General features: G+C 37.9%; 19 protein-coding genes, 20 tRNA genes, 2 rRNA genes and 4 riboswitches. Of the genes, 2 read left to right on the top strand and 39 right to left on the bottom strand.

The genetic code is table 11. The features are described from left to right. Positions 1 to 3: 3 nt before the first annotated feature. The 15 genes from kdpA to tenA form a co-directional block, all read right to left on the bottom strand. On the bottom strand, positions 4 to 1,671 hold the full coding sequence (kdpA, locus tag AC0L0O_RS26270) for a potassium-transporting ATPase subunit KdpA (RefSeq protein ID WP_001985233.1): 1,668 nt from the start codon (positions 1,669 to 1,671) through the stop codon (positions 4 to 6). A gap of 19 nt (positions 1,672 to 1,690) precedes the next feature. Next, the gene (gene kdpF / locus AC0L0O_RS26265; protein ID WP_000972378.1) at positions 1,691 to 1,771 is read right to left on the bottom strand and encodes a K(+)-transporting ATPase subunit F; all 81 of its coding nucleotides are present in this window, start codon (positions 1,769 to 1,771) and stop codon (positions 1,691 to 1,693) included. Next, positions 1,768 to 1,872, bottom strand: a complete 105-nt coding sequence (locus AC0L0O_RS26260) for a SipW-dependent-type signal peptide-containing protein (protein WP_000887892.1) — start codon at positions 1,870 to 1,872, stop codon at positions 1,768 to 1,770. Before AC0L0O_RS26260 ends, kdpF begins: the two co-directional genes overlap by 4 nt. Before the next feature lie 99 nt (positions 1,873 to 1,971). Further along, positions 1,972 to 2,117, bottom strand: a riboswitch (cyclic di-AMP (ydaO/yuaA leader). A 259-nt stretch (positions 2,118 to 2,376) separates the two neighbouring features. Continuing rightward, positions 2,377 to 2,607, bottom strand: a complete 231-nt coding sequence (locus tag AC0L0O_RS26255) for a hypothetical protein (protein ID WP_000866306.1) — start codon at positions 2,605 to 2,607, stop codon at positions 2,377 to 2,379. Between the two features lie 16 nt (positions 2,608 to 2,623). After that, on the bottom strand, positions 2,624 to 3,010 hold the full coding sequence (locus AC0L0O_RS26250) for a hypothetical protein (RefSeq protein ID WP_000424080.1): 387 nt from the start codon (positions 3,008 to 3,010) through the stop codon (positions 2,624 to 2,626). A gap of 93 nt (positions 3,011 to 3,103) precedes the next feature. Next, positions 3,104 to 3,251, bottom strand: a riboswitch (cyclic di-AMP (ydaO/yuaA leader). Positions 3,252 to 3,335: 84 nt separating this feature from the next. Continuing rightward, on the bottom strand, positions 3,336 to 4,157 hold the full coding sequence (gene thiD / locus AC0L0O_RS26245; protein WP_002035802.1) for a bifunctional hydroxymethylpyrimidine kinase/phosphomethylpyrimidine kinase: 822 nt from the start codon (positions 4,155 to 4,157) through the stop codon (positions 3,336 to 3,338). 6 nt (positions 4,158 to 4,163) lie between these two features. Beyond that, entirely contained in the window at positions 4,164 to 5,183 is a 1,020-nt protein-coding gene (gene thiF, locus AC0L0O_RS26240) for a thiazole biosynthesis adenylyltransferase ThiF (protein ID WP_001065438.1), read from the bottom strand. Next, positions 5,176 to 5,946: a thiazole synthase gene (gene thiG / locus AC0L0O_RS26235; protein WP_000931995.1), complete on the bottom strand. Its 771-nt coding sequence runs from the start codon at positions 5,944 to 5,946 to the stop codon at positions 5,176 to 5,178. Before thiG ends, thiF begins: the two co-directional genes overlap by 8 nt. A 2-nt stretch (positions 5,947 to 5,948) precedes the next feature. Further along, positions 5,949 to 6,152, bottom strand: a complete 204-nt coding sequence (gene thiS, locus AC0L0O_RS26230) for a sulfur carrier protein ThiS (RefSeq protein ID WP_001049505.1) — start codon at positions 6,150 to 6,152, stop codon at positions 5,949 to 5,951. 15 nt (positions 6,153 to 6,167) lie between these two features. Beyond that, entirely contained in the window at positions 6,168 to 7,277 is a 1,110-nt protein-coding gene (gene thiO / locus AC0L0O_RS26225; protein WP_000335173.1) for a glycine oxidase ThiO, read from the bottom strand. Further along, entirely contained in the window at positions 7,270 to 7,890 is a 621-nt protein-coding gene (gene tenI / locus AC0L0O_RS26220) for a thiazole tautomerase TenI (protein WP_000787189.1), read from the bottom strand. The genes thiO and tenI overlap by 8 nt, the downstream gene beginning before the upstream one ends. 10 nt (positions 7,891 to 7,900) lie before the next feature. Further along, positions 7,901 to 8,902 (bottom strand): ABC transporter substrate-binding protein, encoded by a 1,002-nt coding sequence (locus tag AC0L0O_RS26215; RefSeq protein WP_134189347.1) that lies wholly within the window; start codon positions 8,900 to 8,902, stop codon positions 7,901 to 7,903. Then, entirely contained in the window at positions 8,899 to 9,651 is a 753-nt protein-coding gene (locus AC0L0O_RS26210) for an ABC transporter permease (protein WP_000088663.1), read from the bottom strand. The genes AC0L0O_RS26215 and AC0L0O_RS26210 overlap by 4 nt, the downstream gene beginning before the upstream one ends. After that, complete coding sequence (locus AC0L0O_RS26205; protein ID WP_001256812.1) at positions 9,651 to 10,400, bottom strand: ABC transporter ATP-binding protein; 750 nt, start codon at positions 10,398 to 10,400, stop codon at positions 9,651 to 9,653. The genes AC0L0O_RS26210 and AC0L0O_RS26205 overlap by 1 nt, the downstream gene beginning before the upstream one ends. Continuing rightward, on the bottom strand, positions 10,369 to 11,064 hold the full coding sequence (gene tenA, locus AC0L0O_RS26200; protein WP_000666826.1) for a thiaminase II: 696 nt from the start codon (positions 11,062 to 11,064) through the stop codon (positions 10,369 to 10,371). The genes AC0L0O_RS26205 and tenA overlap by 32 nt, the downstream gene beginning before the upstream one ends. Before the next feature lie 84 nt (positions 11,065 to 11,148). Continuing rightward, positions 11,149 to 11,252, bottom strand: a riboswitch (TPP riboswitch). 60 nt (positions 11,253 to 11,312) lie between these two features. Further along, a riboswitch (TPP riboswitch) is annotated at positions 11,313 to 11,425 on the bottom strand. A gap of 269 nt (positions 11,426 to 11,694) precedes the next feature. On the opposite strand from tenA, the gene AC0L0O_RS26195 reads away from it, so the two are divergent. Both AC0L0O_RS26195 and AC0L0O_RS26190 read left to right on the top strand, forming a co-directional pair. Then, positions 11,695 to 12,855: an SH3 domain-containing protein gene (locus AC0L0O_RS26195; RefSeq protein WP_001056063.1), complete on the top strand. Its 1,161-nt coding sequence runs from the start codon at positions 11,695 to 11,697 to the stop codon at positions 12,853 to 12,855. Between the two features lie 5 nt (positions 12,856 to 12,860). Then, complete coding sequence (locus tag AC0L0O_RS26190; protein WP_001137826.1) at positions 12,861 to 13,193, top strand: hypothetical protein; 333 nt, start codon at positions 12,861 to 12,863, stop codon at positions 13,191 to 13,193. A 228-nt stretch (positions 13,194 to 13,421) separates the two neighbouring features. Here AC0L0O_RS26190 and AC0L0O_RS26185 read toward each other — a convergent pair whose 3' ends face one another. From AC0L0O_RS26185 to AC0L0O_RS26070, 24 genes are all read right to left on the bottom strand, one after another. Then, positions 13,422 to 14,573: a DUF3965 domain-containing protein gene (locus tag AC0L0O_RS26185; protein WP_000648923.1), complete on the bottom strand. Its 1,152-nt coding sequence runs from the start codon at positions 14,571 to 14,573 to the stop codon at positions 13,422 to 13,424. A gap of 294 nt (positions 14,574 to 14,867) precedes the next feature. Then, positions 14,868 to 15,287: a CBS domain-containing protein gene (locus AC0L0O_RS26180; protein ID WP_000199028.1), complete on the bottom strand. Its 420-nt coding sequence runs from the start codon at positions 15,285 to 15,287 to the stop codon at positions 14,868 to 14,870. 128 nt (positions 15,288 to 15,415) lie between these two features. After that, positions 15,416 to 15,487, bottom strand: a tRNA-Glu gene (locus AC0L0O_RS26175). Position 15,488: 1 nt separating this feature from the next. Continuing rightward, positions 15,489 to 15,563, bottom strand: a tRNA-Asn gene (locus AC0L0O_RS26170). Between the two features lie 8 nt (positions 15,564 to 15,571). Further along, positions 15,572 to 15,648, bottom strand: a tRNA-Ile gene (locus AC0L0O_RS26165). A gap of 10 nt (positions 15,649 to 15,658) precedes the next feature. Then, positions 15,659 to 15,729, bottom strand: a tRNA-Trp gene (locus AC0L0O_RS26160). A gap of 6 nt (positions 15,730 to 15,735) precedes the next feature. Continuing rightward, a tRNA-Thr gene (locus AC0L0O_RS26155) sits at positions 15,736 to 15,808 on the bottom strand. Between the two features lie 9 nt (positions 15,809 to 15,817). Beyond that, positions 15,818 to 15,893 (bottom strand) — tRNA-Phe (locus AC0L0O_RS26150). Positions 15,894 to 15,901: 8 nt separating this feature from the next. Beyond that, a tRNA-Asp gene (locus AC0L0O_RS26145) sits at positions 15,902 to 15,977 on the bottom strand. Between the two features lie 4 nt (positions 15,978 to 15,981). Further along, a tRNA-Met gene (locus tag AC0L0O_RS26140) sits at positions 15,982 to 16,058 on the bottom strand. Positions 16,059 to 16,078: 20 nt separating this feature from the next. Beyond that, positions 16,079 to 16,171, bottom strand: a tRNA-Ser gene (locus tag AC0L0O_RS26135). A gap of 55 nt (positions 16,172 to 16,226) precedes the next feature. Further along, a tRNA-Ser gene (locus AC0L0O_RS26130) sits at positions 16,227 to 16,319 on the bottom strand. 20 nt (positions 16,320 to 16,339) lie between these two features. Continuing rightward, positions 16,340 to 16,412, bottom strand: a tRNA-Ala gene (locus tag AC0L0O_RS26125). A 16-nt stretch (positions 16,413 to 16,428) separates the two neighbouring features. Continuing rightward, a tRNA-Pro gene (locus AC0L0O_RS26120) sits at positions 16,429 to 16,502 on the bottom strand. 10 nt (positions 16,503 to 16,512) lie between these two features. Next, positions 16,513 to 16,586, bottom strand: a tRNA-Arg gene (locus AC0L0O_RS26115). Between the two features lie 3 nt (positions 16,587 to 16,589). Next, a tRNA-Leu gene (locus AC0L0O_RS26110) sits at positions 16,590 to 16,678 on the bottom strand. Positions 16,679 to 16,694: 16 nt separating this feature from the next. Continuing rightward, positions 16,695 to 16,769 (bottom strand) — tRNA-Gly (locus tag AC0L0O_RS26105). Positions 16,770 to 16,798: 29 nt separating this feature from the next. Further along, positions 16,799 to 16,879, bottom strand: a tRNA-Leu gene (locus AC0L0O_RS26100). A 14-nt stretch (positions 16,880 to 16,893) separates the two neighbouring features. Next, positions 16,894 to 16,969, bottom strand: a tRNA-Lys gene (locus AC0L0O_RS26095). Between the two features lie 4 nt (positions 16,970 to 16,973). Then, positions 16,974 to 17,048, bottom strand: a tRNA-Gln gene (locus AC0L0O_RS26090). A gap of 11 nt (positions 17,049 to 17,059) precedes the next feature. Continuing rightward, positions 17,060 to 17,143: transfer RNA gene (locus AC0L0O_RS26085), tRNA-Tyr, on the bottom strand. An 8-nt stretch (positions 17,144 to 17,151) separates the two neighbouring features. Next, positions 17,152 to 17,227: transfer RNA gene (locus AC0L0O_RS26080), tRNA-Val, on the bottom strand. Positions 17,228 to 17,232: 5 nt separating this feature from the next. After that, positions 17,233 to 17,348, bottom strand: a 5S ribosomal RNA gene (rrf, locus tag AC0L0O_RS26075). Between the two features lie 101 nt (positions 17,349 to 17,449). After that, a 23S ribosomal RNA gene (locus tag AC0L0O_RS26070) occupies positions 17,450 to 17,568 on the bottom strand; the annotation flags it as partial.

Raw genomic sequence — 17,568 nt, 5'->3', positions numbered from 1 at the left:
CCATTACTTCAATGTAAGAAATTCTGCAATTGGGCCTAATACTAACATTGGGAAGAATGTTAACGCACCAACAATTACAATCGTCCCAATAAAGATGCCTCCAAATAAACCATTATCTGTCCGGAACGTTCCAACTGTTTCTGGTACAACCGTCTTCTCTTTTAGCGAAGCTGCCACAGCTAGCATCGTAACTAAACTGAAATAACGTCCTAAAAACATAACTAAACCGGTCGTAATATTCCAAAATGTAGTAGCATCCCCTAATCCTTCAAATCCAGACCCATTATTCACAGCTGACGATGTATACTCGTATACAACTTGCGTTAAACCATGGAAACCTAAATTAGAGATCGCATCCGTCCCTAAACTTGTTGAAAGAGCTAATGCTGAAAATCCTAAAATGAGCAGTGGATGAAATAGTATCGTTACTGCAATTAATTTCATTTCCTTACCTTCAATTTTCTTACCTAAAAACTCTGGCGTCCGTCCAACCATTAATCCAGATATAAAGACTGCGATAATGGCATACGTAATAATGTTCACAAAGCCTGCTCCAACGCCGCCGTATACTGTATTTAACATCATATTTACGAGCGGGACTAGACCGCCAATTGGTGTTAACGTATCATGCATCGTATTCACGGCTCCGGTTTCAGCAGCTGTCGTTACTGTTGCGTATAGTGAAGAAAATACTGTTCCGAACCTTACTTCTTTTCCTTCTGTACTTCCTTGTACATGTTCAATACCCATTGCATTTAATGCCGGATTCCCGTTTAGTTCAGATGTCGTAATCGTTATAAATCCTAGTAAAAACACCATGAATAGTGAAACGAAAAGGATGCGACCTTGTTTTTTATTTCCTACCATTCTTCCGTACGTAAACGGAAGTGCTGTTGGCAATAACATCATAAGCATCATTTGCAAAATATTGCTCATTTGTCCTGGGTTTTCAAAAGGATGTGTAGAGTTTGTCCCGAAGAAGCCACCTCCGTTATTCCCAAGTTCCTTAATAGACACGAATGATGCAACAGGCCCACGTACTATACTTTGCTTCACACCATCAATCGTTTGTGCTGTCACTGCCCCATCTAACGTTTGTGGGACACCAAGTGCAACAAAGACTAGCGCTGTAACAAAGGCGATAGGTAGAAACACCCTCGTTAACGCTCTCGTAAAATCTACGAAAAAGTTACCGAGTTCTTTTCCAGCAAGTCCTCTTATAAATGCCATAACGAGCGCTAAAGTCGTTGCCGGTGCCGCAAACATTAAAAATGTAATTCCGATTAATTGTGATAAATAAGATAAACCATTTTCACCGCTATAATGCTGTAAGTTTGTATCAGTCATAAAACTAATTGCTGTATTAAAAGCGAGCGTAGGCTCCATTCCCTCAATATGCGCTGGATTTAATGGCAATACTCCTTGTAGTCTGAAAATGAAATATACGACAACAATCATAAATCCGTTTAATAAAACTAATGATAATGCGTACTGTTTCCACGTTTGATTGTATTCTTTTACACCTGTAATTTTAAAAATAAGTTTTTCAAAAGGCCCGAATACTTTATCTAGCTTTTTACTACCTTGAAAAGCTTTCTCTAAATAAATTCCCGTTGGCTTTGCCACAAGAATAAACAATAACATTGTAATAACGACTGCAACCCAGATCATAATGAATGACTCCTCCTAATTAAAACTTTTCCGGATTTAATAATGCATAAACTAAGTAAACCGTAATTGCTGCAACAATAACCGATAAAGCAATCATCATGATTGCTTCCCTTCTTTCACAACTTTATCTGACCAACTTGCAAGACTTACCATTGATGCAACTAACACAACAAAAATCCCGATCATTACAACATCTAACATAGCTATCCCTCATTTCTAATTGTTAAAATTTACCATAAAAATATTAAAAAAGAACACTGAGCTCTACTCAGTGTTCAAAAAATGAACAACAAAAAGTAAACCTCCTCTCTAAACGCTTACGAGGTTAGCTGTCGGATTCGGGCCTAAAGAGTAGCCCTACTTTCAAAACTGAAAGATTCACCCCAAGTGACGATGCACAAAATTGGTTCCCCCGCTCCATTTCTGGAACTCAGCGATTTTAGGTTTTTTTGGAAATTTTATGAATGATTTATGAGAGTAAATATACTCCTCTATATTTCACTTGTAAAGAGCTAAATTACTGAAAATAAGAAAATATCCATCTATTTAAACGCTTACATTAAGTATTATTAATATTATTCCATCTATTTTCTCGTCTTTTCTTGCTTTTTCATAGAAATGATCTTTTAAATACGAAATAAAAAGAGCGAATGACATGAAGTGCATCGCTTGTTGCACTTAACATTCGCTCTTTTTTTTCACTATTTATTCTCCTCGTAAAAAAGTACGTAAATTTCTCCCGCGAATATAAACTTGTGACAATTCTGCATGTAGTTGCTCATATTCGATAACATCTGTTTTTAAATATAAAGCGTCTTTTGATGGCAGTATGATATAGGGCTTTGGAAAAATGGGGTCGAGCATCACCAGTTCTTGAACTCGCTCTACCGATACCGCCCAACGATTCGCTATATCTCCTAGTAACAACACCTTCATCTTCTTTTCACCCACCCTATTCAAAAAATAAAAAAGATATATTATCACAATTCGTAAACACGACAAATGCAGCTCCAATTGTTTCATAGAGCCTCGCTGGATATCGTTTATTCCTTGTAACAACAGTAATAGGTGCTTGAAAAGAAAAGCGAATGTGTTCTGTGAAGAAGCTAACGATTGGAAGCTCATCCCCTAGTAAAATTACCTTCTTAATACACTCACAAATACTAGTAAAATCTTGCTCCTTACTACAACTATACGTCCAATCAAATCCACAATTCCTCACTTCGGCCGCTATCTCTTCATTTGCTGTGACAATAATTAACTCATGTTGATATGCTACTAAATCTATTAAACTATTTACCTTGCTTTCTTCTCCAACACAAATAAGTGTTAGTTCCATGTACCTCATCCTCCTTAGCATAAAAGAACTCAAACGTAGATTGATATTCCCCTATACTAATCAGATCGATGAAGTGATGTATCCATCATGGCACCGTCCTCTCTCAAGACGCTTACGAAGTTAGCTGTCGGATTCGGACTTTGAGAGTAGCCCTACTTTCAAAATTGAAAGATTCACCCCGAGTGACACTGCACAAATTGGTTCCTCCGCTCCATATAATTGGACTCAGCGTATTACAAAAAATATATTCTGGCTGATATATTACTCCTGTATTTGGAAAAAGTAAACAGAAAAAAAGCCAGTTATAAAACTGACTTTCTTTTCTTTACACTTGTGCTTTATTCATTTTGTATGCAAAATGATTCGTCGGTCCATGACCACTACCAATATGCAACGGCTCTTCAATTGCTATACTAATAAATCGTTTTGCCTCTTGAACTGCCTCTTCCATTGAGTAGCCTTTCGCAAGCCCTGCTGTAACTGCTGAAGCAAATGTACAGCCGCTTCCGTGTGTTTGCTTTGAAGGAATTCGCTCACTTCTAAATTCAATAAACTTTTCTCCATCAAAGAGTAAATCAATTACTTCATTACCTTGATATTCTGCATGTCCGCCCTTCATAAGTACATATTTCGCACCTAATTCATGCAGTACTTTTGCAGCTTCTTTACTATCTTCAATGTTATGAATTTCCAGCCCCGTTAACACTTCTGCTTCTGGAACATTCGGTGTGATAACAGTTGCTACCGGTAATAAATATTCTTTTAATGCTTGTACTGCTTCTTGTTGTAATAATGATGCTCCGCCCTTAGCAATCATAACAGGGTCTAGTACAATATTATTCCAGCCAAATTTATTAATATATTCTGCTACAATTTGAATAATTTCGCTGCTAAATAACATACCTATTTTTACAGCATCTGGTGTTAAATCCGTACCAATTGAATTCAACTGTTCCGTAATACCTTCTAACGAAACTGGATATACCCCTTGAACGCCAAGCGTATTTTGAGCAGTAATTGCCGTAATAGCCGTCATCCCATACACGCCAAGCTCTTGAAATGTTTTTAAATCTGCTTGAATGCCGGCACCGCCACCGCTATCAGATCCTGCAATTGTTAAAGCTTTATTTACTTTCATCCCACTCATCCTTTTCTATCCAAAATAACGATGATAAACTGTTTTTGCTTCACTTATATCTTTCGTTCCATGTACAAGTACGCGACCATCTTTAAAAGCAACTAATCTCTTTTCTTCCACAGAAAATGATAATAAATATGGATTTACATTTAAATCATTTACACGATCATTCAGCAGCTCTTTGTATCGTTCAAAATCCATTTCCTCTTTATAAGGTGGTCTAATTTGAACTGTATTTCTCCCGCATAAAACTGCTGTTTTCGATGTATTTTCTTTGTTTAAATAAGGATATAATGCATTCTCTCCGCACGAAGGGCAATTATGTTTACGAAGCTTTTGCACATTCATACATGAATATTCATTCTTCCATACATCAAACGATACAAGTCCATCTCGAAGTGATTCGTAATCTTCCACTAATAGTTTAAGAGCTTCCGTTACTTGATGAGAAACGACGAGAGATACAGCAGGCGATATAATCCCCGCTGTATCACATGTCGCCCCGCCAAGCGGAATCGATTGTAATAAACAAGATAAACATGGCGTTTTACTAGGAAGGATTGTGTAAGAAAGGCCGTAACTCCCTACACATGCTCCGTAAATCCATGGAATAGAATATTTTTGTGCTATATCATTCACAATGAAACGCGTTTCAAAATTATCAGTTGCATCAATCATTACATTAACGTTTGTAACAAGCTCTTCTAATTCCTCAGCTGTTACATCTTGAACGAGCGCTTTTACTCTTACTTCACTATTAATCTCTTCTAGACGCTTCTTTGCTGCTACAGCCTTCGGAAGATTATTTTCCACATCACTCTCTGCATACAATTGCTGCCTTTGTAAATTACTCCAATCGACATAATCACGGTCAACAATTGTTACTGTGCCAACACCTGCTCTTACAAACATTTCTGCATTTGCACTACCTAGTGCGCCTGCGCCGATAATGAGTACATGCTTTTCTCTTATCTTTTGCTGGCCTTCCTCCCCAATCGGAGAAAATAATTCTTGGCGAGAATATCGATTATTCAACTACGCTCATTCCTTCTAAAGGACTACTTGCTGTTGCACAACGTTTACGTGCAATACGACCTGCTTCAAAGCCTAAACGTCCTGCCTCAATGCTTAATTTCATTGCTTGTGCCATCTTAATGGGATCTTTTGCTCCTGACACAGCCGTATTTAATAACACACCATCCGCTCCTAATTCCATTGCAAATGCCGCATCAGCTGGGCTACCGATACCAGCGTCAACGATAACTGGCACTGTCGCTTGTTCAATAATAAAACTTAAATTTAATGGATTTACAATACCAAGCCCTGAACCGATTGGTGATGCTCCTGGCATAATCGCATGCACACCAAGTTCTTGTAATTTACGTGCTAATACAACATCATCAGATGTATACGGAAGTACGATAAATCCTTCTTCTAGTAACATTTCAGATGCCTTTAACGTTTCTACCGGATCAGGTAATAACGTTCTATCATCACCAATAACTTCAACTTTAATCATGTCACAAAGCCCTGAAGCTTTTGCTAATTTTGCAATACGAACTGCTTCTTCAGCATTTTTTGCTCCGGCTGTATTCGGTAATAACGTATATTTTTTCACATCAAGTTTCTCTAATAAATTAGGCTGCTTTGCATCAAATATATCCATACGACGTACTGCAAAGGTTAAAACTTCAGCCTCAGATACATCAATTGCCTTTTGCTGTACATCAAAATCAGGGAATTTTCCTGTTCCTAATAAAAGTCTAGAATGAAATGAAAATGGTCCAATGTTTAACATAATCAACCGCCTCCTACGAAAGTTACAATCTCAATTTGGTCTCCATCAAAAACAGATGTATCTGTATGATCATCTTTTTGTAAAATATCTTTATTACGCTCTACTACAACAATTCTGTTATCTAACTCTAAATGTGTAAGTAGCTCGGCTACTGTTTTTACACTCTCTGGCACTTCAATTTGATTACCATTAATTTTCAAATTCAAACTTCCATCCCCTTTCTAAACCGTTTTAGAAAGCAATGAATCTAGCAAGTGATTCTCTTGCTTTCCTTCTATTAAATCAGCCATATATTGACCAGAAACAGGACTTAATAAAATACCGTTTCGATAATGGCCGGTGCAAGCATATAAACCTTTTATTTCTTCATGCTCTCCCATATAAGGAGCTTCATGATTCGATTGTGGTCTTAGCCCTGCCCACGTACTTTCCCATTCTGCTTCTTTTAAAGCTGGTAATATTGTATAAGCACGCTCTAATATAGAAGTAATACTTTCTGGGTGCACAGTTTTATTGAACGTATGTGGCTTCATCGTTGCTCCAATTACGTAACGTCCGCCGCGTTTTGGGGCAATGTAAAATCTTTCTTGGAAAATAGGTGCTTTTAAAAGTTGTTTTCTACTTTTTACTGCTACTACTTCTCCTTTAACTGGATATGTACCCCATTCGCGGTGAAAATAACCTAGTAACTTCGTGCTCCATGAACCACCGGCAATAACAACTTTCTCGCACGAGATCATACCTTCACTTGTAACAATCCCAATCACTTTCTTATTTTCAATACGAATATCAAACACTTCTGTTTGCTCATATATATCTGCACCGGAAATTGCCGCAGAATGCGCAAATGCTTTCGTAAGCTCTGGCGCAATAACATGGCCATCTTTTGGATAATATACAGCACCTATAATTGACTCAGATAGATACGGCTCTTGCTCTCGTAAACGATCTCCCGTTAGAAAGTAAGAATCTTCACCTGTTTTCTGCTGCCAATCCATAATATGAAGAATTCTTTCTCTCTCCGCTTCATTTTGAGCAATGCGGTAAATACCTTTCTCTTCATACCCAATATCGATACCTGTTTTTTCACGTAAAACTGCTGCAAGTTGTGGAAATATAGCACGGCTTTCTCTAGCAAGATCAAATAGTGGATCATATGCATCCCATTCTGCCTGAACACCAAGTAGACCAGCAGCTGCTTTCGAGGCTTCAGATGCAATCTGTTGCTTCTCTACAATCGCTACTTTATGTCCTCTTTCTGCTAGAAAATGTGCAACTGAACTACCAATTACACCTCCGCCAATAATCGCTACATCATACTTCTTACACATGTTTTTCCGCCCACTTTCTTATTGATTCCTTATAAGACTTCGCTTTGCTATATGGGTTACTACTACTTACAATTCCAGACATAACAGCAATTCCACTTACTTCACTTGCCAAAATATCCTTTGTGTTTTCAGGAGTAATCCCTCCAATAGCTATAATTGGTATCGATAAGCTCCTTGCAATGTCCGAAATTTCCTCTAACCCTCTCGCTGGCACACCTTTTTTACACTCTGTCGGGAATACATGACCATAAACGAGCGAATCAGCCCCGTTCTTAAAAGCCTCTATCGCCTCTTCTAAAGAATGTACGGAATAACCGACATGCAAATAAGAAAACTTTTCTTTCACTGACCTTACATCTGTGCTTCGGTACCCTAACTGTACACGCGGGATATTTAATAAAATAGCAATATCAATTCGATCATTGATAACAAGCTTTGATGCTGGAAAGCCTTTTTTCAAAAGGCTTTCCACCCCTTCATACAATTCCTTCGTACTTTTTTCACGCTCACGAATATGCAAATAATCAATCTGGCTCTCGATTTGCATCGCTACACTCACTAACTCTTCGAATGACATGTGACCATTTGAGATTACATGAAGCTCATTTTTCATATTCATTCGCCTACTTTAAAATGTTTTCGAATAGCTCATTGGCTGGAACGATTTCTTTCGTCATTCCTTTGTCTTTCAACCATTTATTTTGTTTCTCCCATGACTCTTTTGAATCTGATAAGAATGGCTCATCTTTCGTTTCCATCTTCTCTAATAAAATTTTCATGCTTTCTTTTTCAACTTCTGGTACAAGTGGGAAGTTTTCTTTTTCTTGATGATTTAATAAAATATTTAATGCTTCATCTGGATTTTTCTTCATGAAATCATAACCTTTTTTCGCACCACGTAAGAAAGCTTGCAACGCTTCTTTATCTTTTTTCAACGTTTTATCACCCGTTACAAATACAAGCTCATGATAATTCGGTACACCATAATCTGCTGGATTAAAGTATGCTGGTTCATGACCTTCATGACGCATAACAGGTACTTCATGGTTAATGTATGCCCCTGTTACCGCATCCACTTTTTTCGTAATTAATGCTGGTACTAAATCAAAGCCAACATCGACTACTTTCACTGTATCTGGATTACCCCCAGCTTCTTTTACCATCGTTTTTAAATACATCTCACTTAAAGGTGTTCCAGAATATCCAACTGTTTTCCCCTCTAAATCTTTTGGCGATTGAATGCCTGCAGACTTCAGCGATACAACATGATTTAATGGGGAACGTACGACAGCTCCAATTGATTTCACCGGAATTTGTTCGTTTGCTTTTGCCATAACAACATCTGGCTGATAATATAAGCCAACCGTTACTTTTCCTGCAGCTGCTAACGTTAATGGGTCAGTCGGATTGGAAGGGAATTTAATATTCACCTTTACTCCTTCTTCTTTAAAGTAACCTTTTTCAATTGCTGCATAAATAAAGCTATGTACCGCATTTGGGTACCAATCCAGCATGACCGTTATTTCTTTTTCTTTTTTACTCTTATCTGATGCTGAATTACTAGAACATCCAGTAATCATTGCAACTAATAATGTAAACACAAAGATGCGTTTTAAAAATTTCATGAATGCTTCCTCCAACTAATGAATTTCTTTTCTAATACCGAAATAAGGATGACGAAGAAAATAGCTAATAATGATAACAATACAATGGGTGCAAATACACCTGCTCCGTCTAACTGTGTCATCATTCTCTTACTGAAATATCCTAGCCCCGCTTGTGCTCCTAGCCATTCACCAATTGCTGCCCCAATTACACTAAGCGGAACTGCAATTTTTAAAGCTGAGAAAAAATAAGGAAGAGCAGACGGCAATTTTAATTTAAGAAAAACATCTTTTTTCGTTGCCCCGTACGTAACTAAAAGCTCTTCCCATTCTTTTTTCGTACTGCGTAGCCCGTCATACGTATTGACCGCAATTGGGAAAAACGTAATTAAAACTGTAACAACGACCTTACTCCAAATCGTATATCCAAACCATAAAACGAAAAGCGGAGCGAGCGCTGTAATAGGAATCGTTTGTGAAGCAACTAATAATGGATAAAATGCTCTCTCCATCCATGAACTCGCATTCATTAACATCGCTAGCCCTACACCTAATACAACAGAAATAACAACACCTATTAAAACGACATATAATGTTGCCGGCAAATGAACCGTAAATAATATATCTTTTAGTTTCCATATTTTCATTACAATTGCAGATGGTGACGGTAAAATGTACATTTCATCTACAATTCTTGCTCCTACTTCCCACATAGTAAGTAAAATACTAGAAAGCGTAAGGGCAGGAATTAATTCTTTCAAACGGCTCATTATACAAGTACCTGCCTTTGTAACATACTAAGTAGCTCATCTTTAAGCGCTAACACTTCAGGCTTATATAAATCTTTTCTTGTCCGATTACGATCAAGCGGTACAATCCTCTCGGTTAAAGTAGTTATCGGTTGATTTTCTACAACGAAAATTCGATTAGAAAGAAACAATGCTTCTTCCACATCATGAGTGATAAATAAAATTGTTTTTTCCCACTCTTTCCATTGTTCAAACAGCCATTCCTGCAAAGATGCCTTCGTTAAAGCATCCAATGCGCTAAACGGTTCATCTAAGAGCAATATCTCTCCACCTGTTAATAAAGTTCGAATAAAAGATACGCGTTGTCTCATACCACCAGATAAATCTTTCGGATATTTTGTCTCATACCCTTGTAAACCAAATTTCTGTAACAGTTCCTTTGCCTTTATTTGTGCTTCTTTCTTCTGTACACCTTGGCACTCTAGCGGCAAGGCAGCATTCTCAATAATCGTTCTCCACGGCAAGAGCATATCTTTTTGGGGCATATACCCTACAGGGTGGCTCTTTGTTTCTGTCAGCTCTATCTGTCCCGTACTTGCTTCTTCCAAACCTGTAATAAGGCGAAATAAAGTACTTTTTCCGCAACCACTCGGTCCGATAATACTTACAAACTCTTTATCTTGTATAGAAGCATTTAATTCATTGATGATTGGCTTCTCATCATAATGAAAAGAAACATTATGAAACTGTAGTATGTTCTTGCTCCTCAAATCCCCACATCTCCTTACGATAGGACATATCCCAGAATAAATATTCAAATCGACTGGAATATAGGAAAATCTCCTCTAATCGGTCTAGCTCTTTTTCAGACTTTCCAACTGCCATTTCATTTAATAAATCGATTAACCAAATACAGAGGTTGCCGTACTCTTCAGAACTATATCCTTGAATCCACTCACCAAAAAATTCATGATCCCTTGCTCCAGGAATATCATTTAAACGCTTTCCAATTTCCCAGTAGCTCCACATACACGGAAGAAGTGCTGCTATTAATTCTGCAAGTGTGCCATTTTGAGATACAGACATCATGTAATTTGTATAAGCTAAATTTTTAGCAGATGGCTTTGCAGACTCTATCTCCTCTATAGAAATTCCAAGTCTTTTTGCATACTGTTTATGGATTGTCATTTCTCCATTTAATATTCCATCAATTTGTTCAGCAAATTTCCCCATTACTTGTGGATTCGTTGCCTTTACAACGCCAATAGCATATAGCTTTGCATAATCTAGCAGATATAAATAATCTTGAATAATATAATACTGAAACTTATCTTTTTCTAACGTACCATCCCCCATACCTACTACAAACGGATGATTATGACTCATCTCCCAAACTGGTTGTACAGTTTCTAATAATCTATCGCAAAATTTCATTTCTCTATCCCCTTCCGGTATGTGTATATAAATAAAAAACCACTTCTTTATATAAGAAGTGGTTACAGCAAATAAAATTATAATTTATTCGTTGTTCCACTTCCCTTCGCTAGTATTACCTAGATCAGGTGTTATAAGGGTTAAGGATTATTCCTCTCTCAGCACAACAAGCACCCCTAGTGGTTTCAATATGAAATTTTCAAATAAAAAAGCCCCGTTTCTATACGCAAAGAAACGGGGACTCATTATTAGTGTCCGAATTGCTTCCCTACGCTAGCATAATCTAGATCAGGTAATAAAAAGGATCAAAGACTTAAGGTCTTACTCTCAGCTGGCAACACCAGCTCTCCTAGCAAACTATAAAATTATCACTGTCAGTATAACACCGTAATAAGACATCATCAACTGTTTTAATTTTCTCAATTGTCAACAAAATCACTAAGTCATATAATACTTATATTCTATCTTAGAAATTATTATCCTAATAAATTGGATAAAAAGGAATCATTATCCTCAAAAAATTTATTTTTATATTGATTTCATATTACATTTATGTGAATACACCCACTATATTATATCTTTATACTATAATAAAATTACAACTATACAACTAGAGGAGGTCTCTATTATATGAATATGAAAGCTACTGCTTTAACAGCAACTACTGTCGCAATTGCTTCTTTACTTCCTTCTATGGGAGAAACAAATGTACAAACAGCCAACGCTGAACAATTATCTAATGTGAAAACTGGATATGTCAAAGTCGATCAAGTAGCCTTACATACAAAAGATAACGCAAATAGCTCATCAATTGATACAATTCGCTTTAATACGAAAGTGAATATACTTGAAACAACTAATGGCTGGTATAAAGTATCTGTTAATAATAAAGTAGGTTACGTACAAAAAGATTCTATTCTACTAAAAAACAAACTTCAATCTAATAATCAATATATCGTCAATGCCAATGCATTAAACGTTCGTTCTGAACCTAATTTAGAATCTTCAATTTTAGATGTATTACCAAATGGGAAATTCGTTACCATTCAAGAAGAACAAGGCGAGTGGTATAAAATTTCACATAATGGCAAAGCAGGTTACGTACAAAAAGCATTCGTATCCAATGGTTCACAGCCTTTAGTAAAAGGCATCACAGTTCAAAATAATACGAAATACACAGTTGCAACACCTAAACTTAATGTACGTAGCAACGCTAGTACAAGTAGCGCACTACTTGGTTCATTACAAAATGGTACACAATTACAAGTAGTGGAAACTGTAGGAACTTGGTATAAAATTCGTTTTGGCACAGGATACGGATATGTGGCAAAGCATTATGTGGTGCAAAATCAAACGCAATCACAAACTCAAACAGCTCAACCTACTTCCATTCCAGCAGTTTTCAAATTCCCTACTCAAGGAAGAATTAGCTCAACCTTTGATATGCGCTGGGAACAAATGCATTATGGTATAGATATCGCAGCTCCAGGTAATGTCTCTATCCAGGCAGCGGCTGCAGGTAAAGTCGTGAAATCATATTATTCAGCTAGCTATGGCAATGTTGTGTTCATCGCCCATCAAATAAACGGGAAATTATATACAACAGTCTATGCTCACATGAAAGATCGCACTGTACAAGCTGGTGATCAAGTACAAGCTGGACAATTAGTAGGTCATATGGGAAACACAGGTCATTCATACGGGCAACATCTTCATTTTGAATTGCACAATGGAGAATGGAATTTTGAAAAGACAAATGCAGTAAACCCACTGCCATATTTAGTTAGGTAAATTGTATGCCACGCAATATACCTCTCTTAATTGAATACTTAGCCTTTTTAGGCTTAATCTGTTGTTTAATCATTTACAATACAAATACTTTATTTTTATCTATTATCATTGCTTTTGTTGCTTTAGAAATTATGATGGAAGCCTTTCAAGTTCAACTAAAACAAAAAATTGCCCATATTTATAATGCAATCTTTCTATTAAGTGCGCTAATAACAAATATTATTAGTAATGGTTTTTATTTAACTACCGTATTTCCCGTATTCTTTATGGCTATTTTATTATTCATAGCTAGGTACATTCATGTCCCTAATAACAAAAAACACGAACAAGAAGCTTAGAAAGAGGAGACACTGTGTACCAATCTTTCAAAGATAATCCGCTAAAATATATATTGAATTTATATAAAAAAATAAATACTTTTTTTGGTATACAAGGAAGCTATACGGCACAATCTCTCCTTTATGGAATGTTATTTCTCGTCTTAATCACATTCTCCTTGCTTTACTAACAAAAAAAGGATCTCACGTTTATGTGAGATCCTTTTTTATTTATATAGAAAATGCTCTTTACCCACAAGCATATTTTTCATAAATAAAGCTAAGATTATATTTTCTCTCTAAGCTCATTCTCTGTTCATCATCGCACCAATAAAATAGAATATCATGAATCGTTGCATAACGCTTATTTTTAAGAAATAGTTTAAAGAATGATGGTAAACAATCATGTAATTGTATAAATAAATAATTGCGTAATATTTCTTCTTTATATGCAATGCCCTTACAAATATACAATAATTCTTCACAATAATATGCATGTTGTGGAACTTGGATCATTTCGAAAAATGGCACATATGATAATAACTTTCCGATAAAATGATCATATCGATCCATTATTCCTATCGTCATATGCTCCATCATATCTTTCATTACATATAAATAATCATCTACATGAGTAGTCTTGAGTGGGTCTAATCGATCTGAAATTTGAGAAAGTACAGCTCTTTGGCAAGCTAACACCGCTTGACTAGGTCCATAATATGATAGAAAATCTGTACACTTACGATACTTCCGTAATAAATCATATGTATATAAGTCATACACAAAAGTGTTACAATACATCGCTAGACTCATCATGTCACTATTTAATTGCTCTTTTGATAGTGACTTAGCTCTCTTACACATATAAAAGAATGTAAATTCTAATACTTCTTTATGGGATAATAAATGCTTACAGTCTGTTATACATTTCTCATTAAATTTAACTCTATCCCAAATTTCTACATCCCCATCAGTTAATTCACCAATACGATATTTAATAATTAAATAGTTTAAAGCAACCGCCTGCGTCAAAAGATCCCACGTTTCATATTCCAATGAAGTGTGAACAAACTCAGCTAGTCCTTGATTTACCATAAAAGTATTTGCTTCTTCATACCAACCAATCTCTTGGCATAAGCGAAGAATACGTACTAAAGTTGGAATTTCATCTTTATGAAACTGCGGTAAATTCTTTGCTTTATTCATTCCATATACGATAAATGCCGCTAAATTTTCTTCTTTATAAAATTCTTTTTCTTTCCACACTAATATAGTTCGTTCTTTCCCTTCACCTTTTGGGTGACAAGGTACAAGCAAAGAAAATAATTCAGCGAAATTATTTGGCTCTATATATGTATCTGTAACCAAATTCCAATTTGGATCGCGCTGTACAGCCTTCATATAATTCCCCTTCCCTTTTGTCTACATAGGAGATATTAATCCATTATTACATCATTAATAATAAATATTGTTATATTCGAAATCTAACATAATACTTATATCTATCAGTATATCATTTTTTCTCTTATTTAAAATTAGGAATGACAAATTTAAATAAACTGTCGAAATTACTAACTGTATACTTATTATATAATGTCTCAGATACATCATGCTAACATATTAGCTTAATTCTATATACTAGTATAATGCATCTGATTTTTATACGTAACTTATCCCACTAATTAAAGTCTTGCTTTATTCCGTATGCTCCGAGATTTCACTTAAAGCAAATCCAGCTTGATCATCTGCTGATTCTCTTATAGCTAAATCACCTAGCGCTAACATCCCAACAAGTTGATCACTCTCAACGACTGGTAATCGTCTAATTTGATGCTGGGCCATTAACTCTGTAGCTTTTTCAATAGAATCGTCTGGAGAAACTGAAATAATGTTTGTTGTCATTACATTTGTAATTTTATTAGATCCAGGATGTTTCTCAGCAATTCCTCGAACAACTAAGTCTCGGTCCGTAACAAGCCCAACAACTTGTTCATTTTCAACAACCGGAATCAATCCAATTGATTCTTCTTTCATCTTTACAGCAGCCTCATATACATTATCTAGCGTTGTACACTGTACAATATGAGTACTCATAACGTCTCTCACTCGTGTCATTTTGTCTCCTCCTTTTTATACATACCATAGCTTTTCCTAAATCCCTTTATTTATTTCAAGAAAATCAGTTGATAAAGGAGGATTCACGCACAATAAAAAAGAGTCAGCAATGTGCTGACTCTTTTTTATGACCCGTACGGGATTCGAACCCGTGTTACCGCCGTGAAAGGGCGGTGTCTTAACCACTTGACCAACGGGCCATGGCTCCGCAGGTAGGACTCGAACCTACGACCGATCGGTTAACAGCCGATAGCTCTACCACTGAGCTACTGCGGAATAATATATGGTGGGCCTAAATGGACTCGAACCATCGACCTCACGCTTATCAGGCGTGCGCTCTAACCAGCTGAGCTATAGGCCCATATACTTTACAGGGGCAGTAGGAATCGAACCCACACTGGAGGTTTTGGAGACCTCAGTTCTACCTTTAAACTATGCCCCTAAAGGATGCCGGCTAGAGGACTTGAACCCCCAACCTACTGATTACAAGTCAGTTGCTCTACCAATTGAGCTAAGCCGGCATAAAAAAATGGTGGCTCGGGACGGAATCGAACCGCCGACACGAGGATTTTCAGTCCTCTGCTCTACCGACTGAGCTACCGAGCCAACATAAATGGCGGTCCCGACCGGGGTCGAACCGGCGATCTCCTGCGTGACAGGCAGGCATGTTAACCACTACACCACGGGACCATTTTGGTTGCGGGGACAGGATTTGAACCTGCGACCTTCGGGTTATGAGCCCGACGAGCTACCGTGCTGCTCCACCCCGCGACAATATAAAATTTAAAAAATGGAGGAGGTAGAGGGATTCGAACCCCCGCGCGACTCTCGCCGCCTGTCGGTTTTCAAGACCGATCCCTTCAGCCGAACTTGGGTATACCTCCATGAAGGAAAAAAGAAATATTTTATTATTTATGTCTAAACCACTTAAAAAGAAAATGGAGGAGGTAGAGGGATTCGAACCCCCGCGCGATTCTCACCGCCTGTCGGTTTTCAAGACCGATCCCTTCAGCCGAACTTGGGTATACCTCCGAGACATATAATAAATAAAGTGGAGCCTAGCGGGATCGAACCGCTGACCTCCTGCGTGCAAGGCAGGCGCTCTCCCAGCTGAGCTAAGGCCCCATGTTTTTTGGGAATATCGGGAAGACAGGATTTGAACCTGCGACCCCCTGGTCCCAAACCAGGTGCTCTACCAAGCTGAGCCACTTCCCGTTAATAAAAGCGCGCCCGAGAGGAGTCGAACCCCTAACCTCTTGATCCGTAGTCAAACGCTCTATCCAATTGAGCTACGGGCGCATATGGTGCCGAGGGCGGGGGTCGAACCCGCACGGTGGTCACCCACCGCAGGATTTTAAGTCCTGTGCGTCTGCCTGTTCCGCCACCCCGGCATGTCATATTGAAAATTGGAGCGGAAGACGGGATTCGAACCCGCGACCCCAACCTTGGCAAGGTTGTATTCTACCACTGAACTACTTCCGCAAGACATGTATGAGTTATTTTATTAAAAGTGCGGGTGAAGGGAGTCGAACCCCCACGCCAAAGGCGCTAGATCCTAAGTCTAGTGCGTCTGCCAATTCCGCCACACCCGCATATTTTGTTAAAATGGTGAGCCATGAAGGACTCGAACCTTCGACCCTCTGATTAAAAGTCAGATGCTCTACCAACTGAGCTAATGGCTCTTAATGGCTGGGCTAGCTGGATTCGAACCAGCGCATGACGGAGTCAAAGTCCGTTGCCTTACCGCTTGGCTATAGCCCATTAATTAAGAATGGTGGAGGGGGGCAGATTCGAACTGCCGAACCCGAAGGAGCGGATTTACAGTCCGCCGCGTTTAGCCACTTCGCTACCCCTCCGACATATATGGTGGAGGATGACGGGATCGAACCGCCGACCCCCTGCTTGTAAGGCAGGTGCTCTCCCAGCTGAGCTAATCCTCCGAATTGCCTGGCAACGTCCTACTCTCACAGGGACAAGGTCCCAACTACCATCGGCGCTAGAGAGCTTAACTTCCGTGTTCGGTATGGGAACGGGTGTGGCCTCTCTGCCATCATTACCAGACTGTATTCATTTAAGACAAGAATCATTGTAACTTATTTAACTTTGAAAGTCAACAAGTTTTTTATATTCTTTCAAAACTAGATAACATTGCTTCATATTATATGGTTAAGTCCTCGATCTATTAGTATTCGTCAGCTCCACATGTCACCATGCTTCCACCTCGAACCTATCAACCTGATCATCTTTCAGGGATCTTACTAGCTTACGCTATGGGAAATCT

The sequence above is a fragment of the Bacillus sp. GS3m_15504 genome (genome assembly GCF_055825275.1).
The sequence above is the reverse complement of the archived record's forward strand: the minus strand, read 5'-3'. Positions and strand labels throughout refer to the sequence as shown.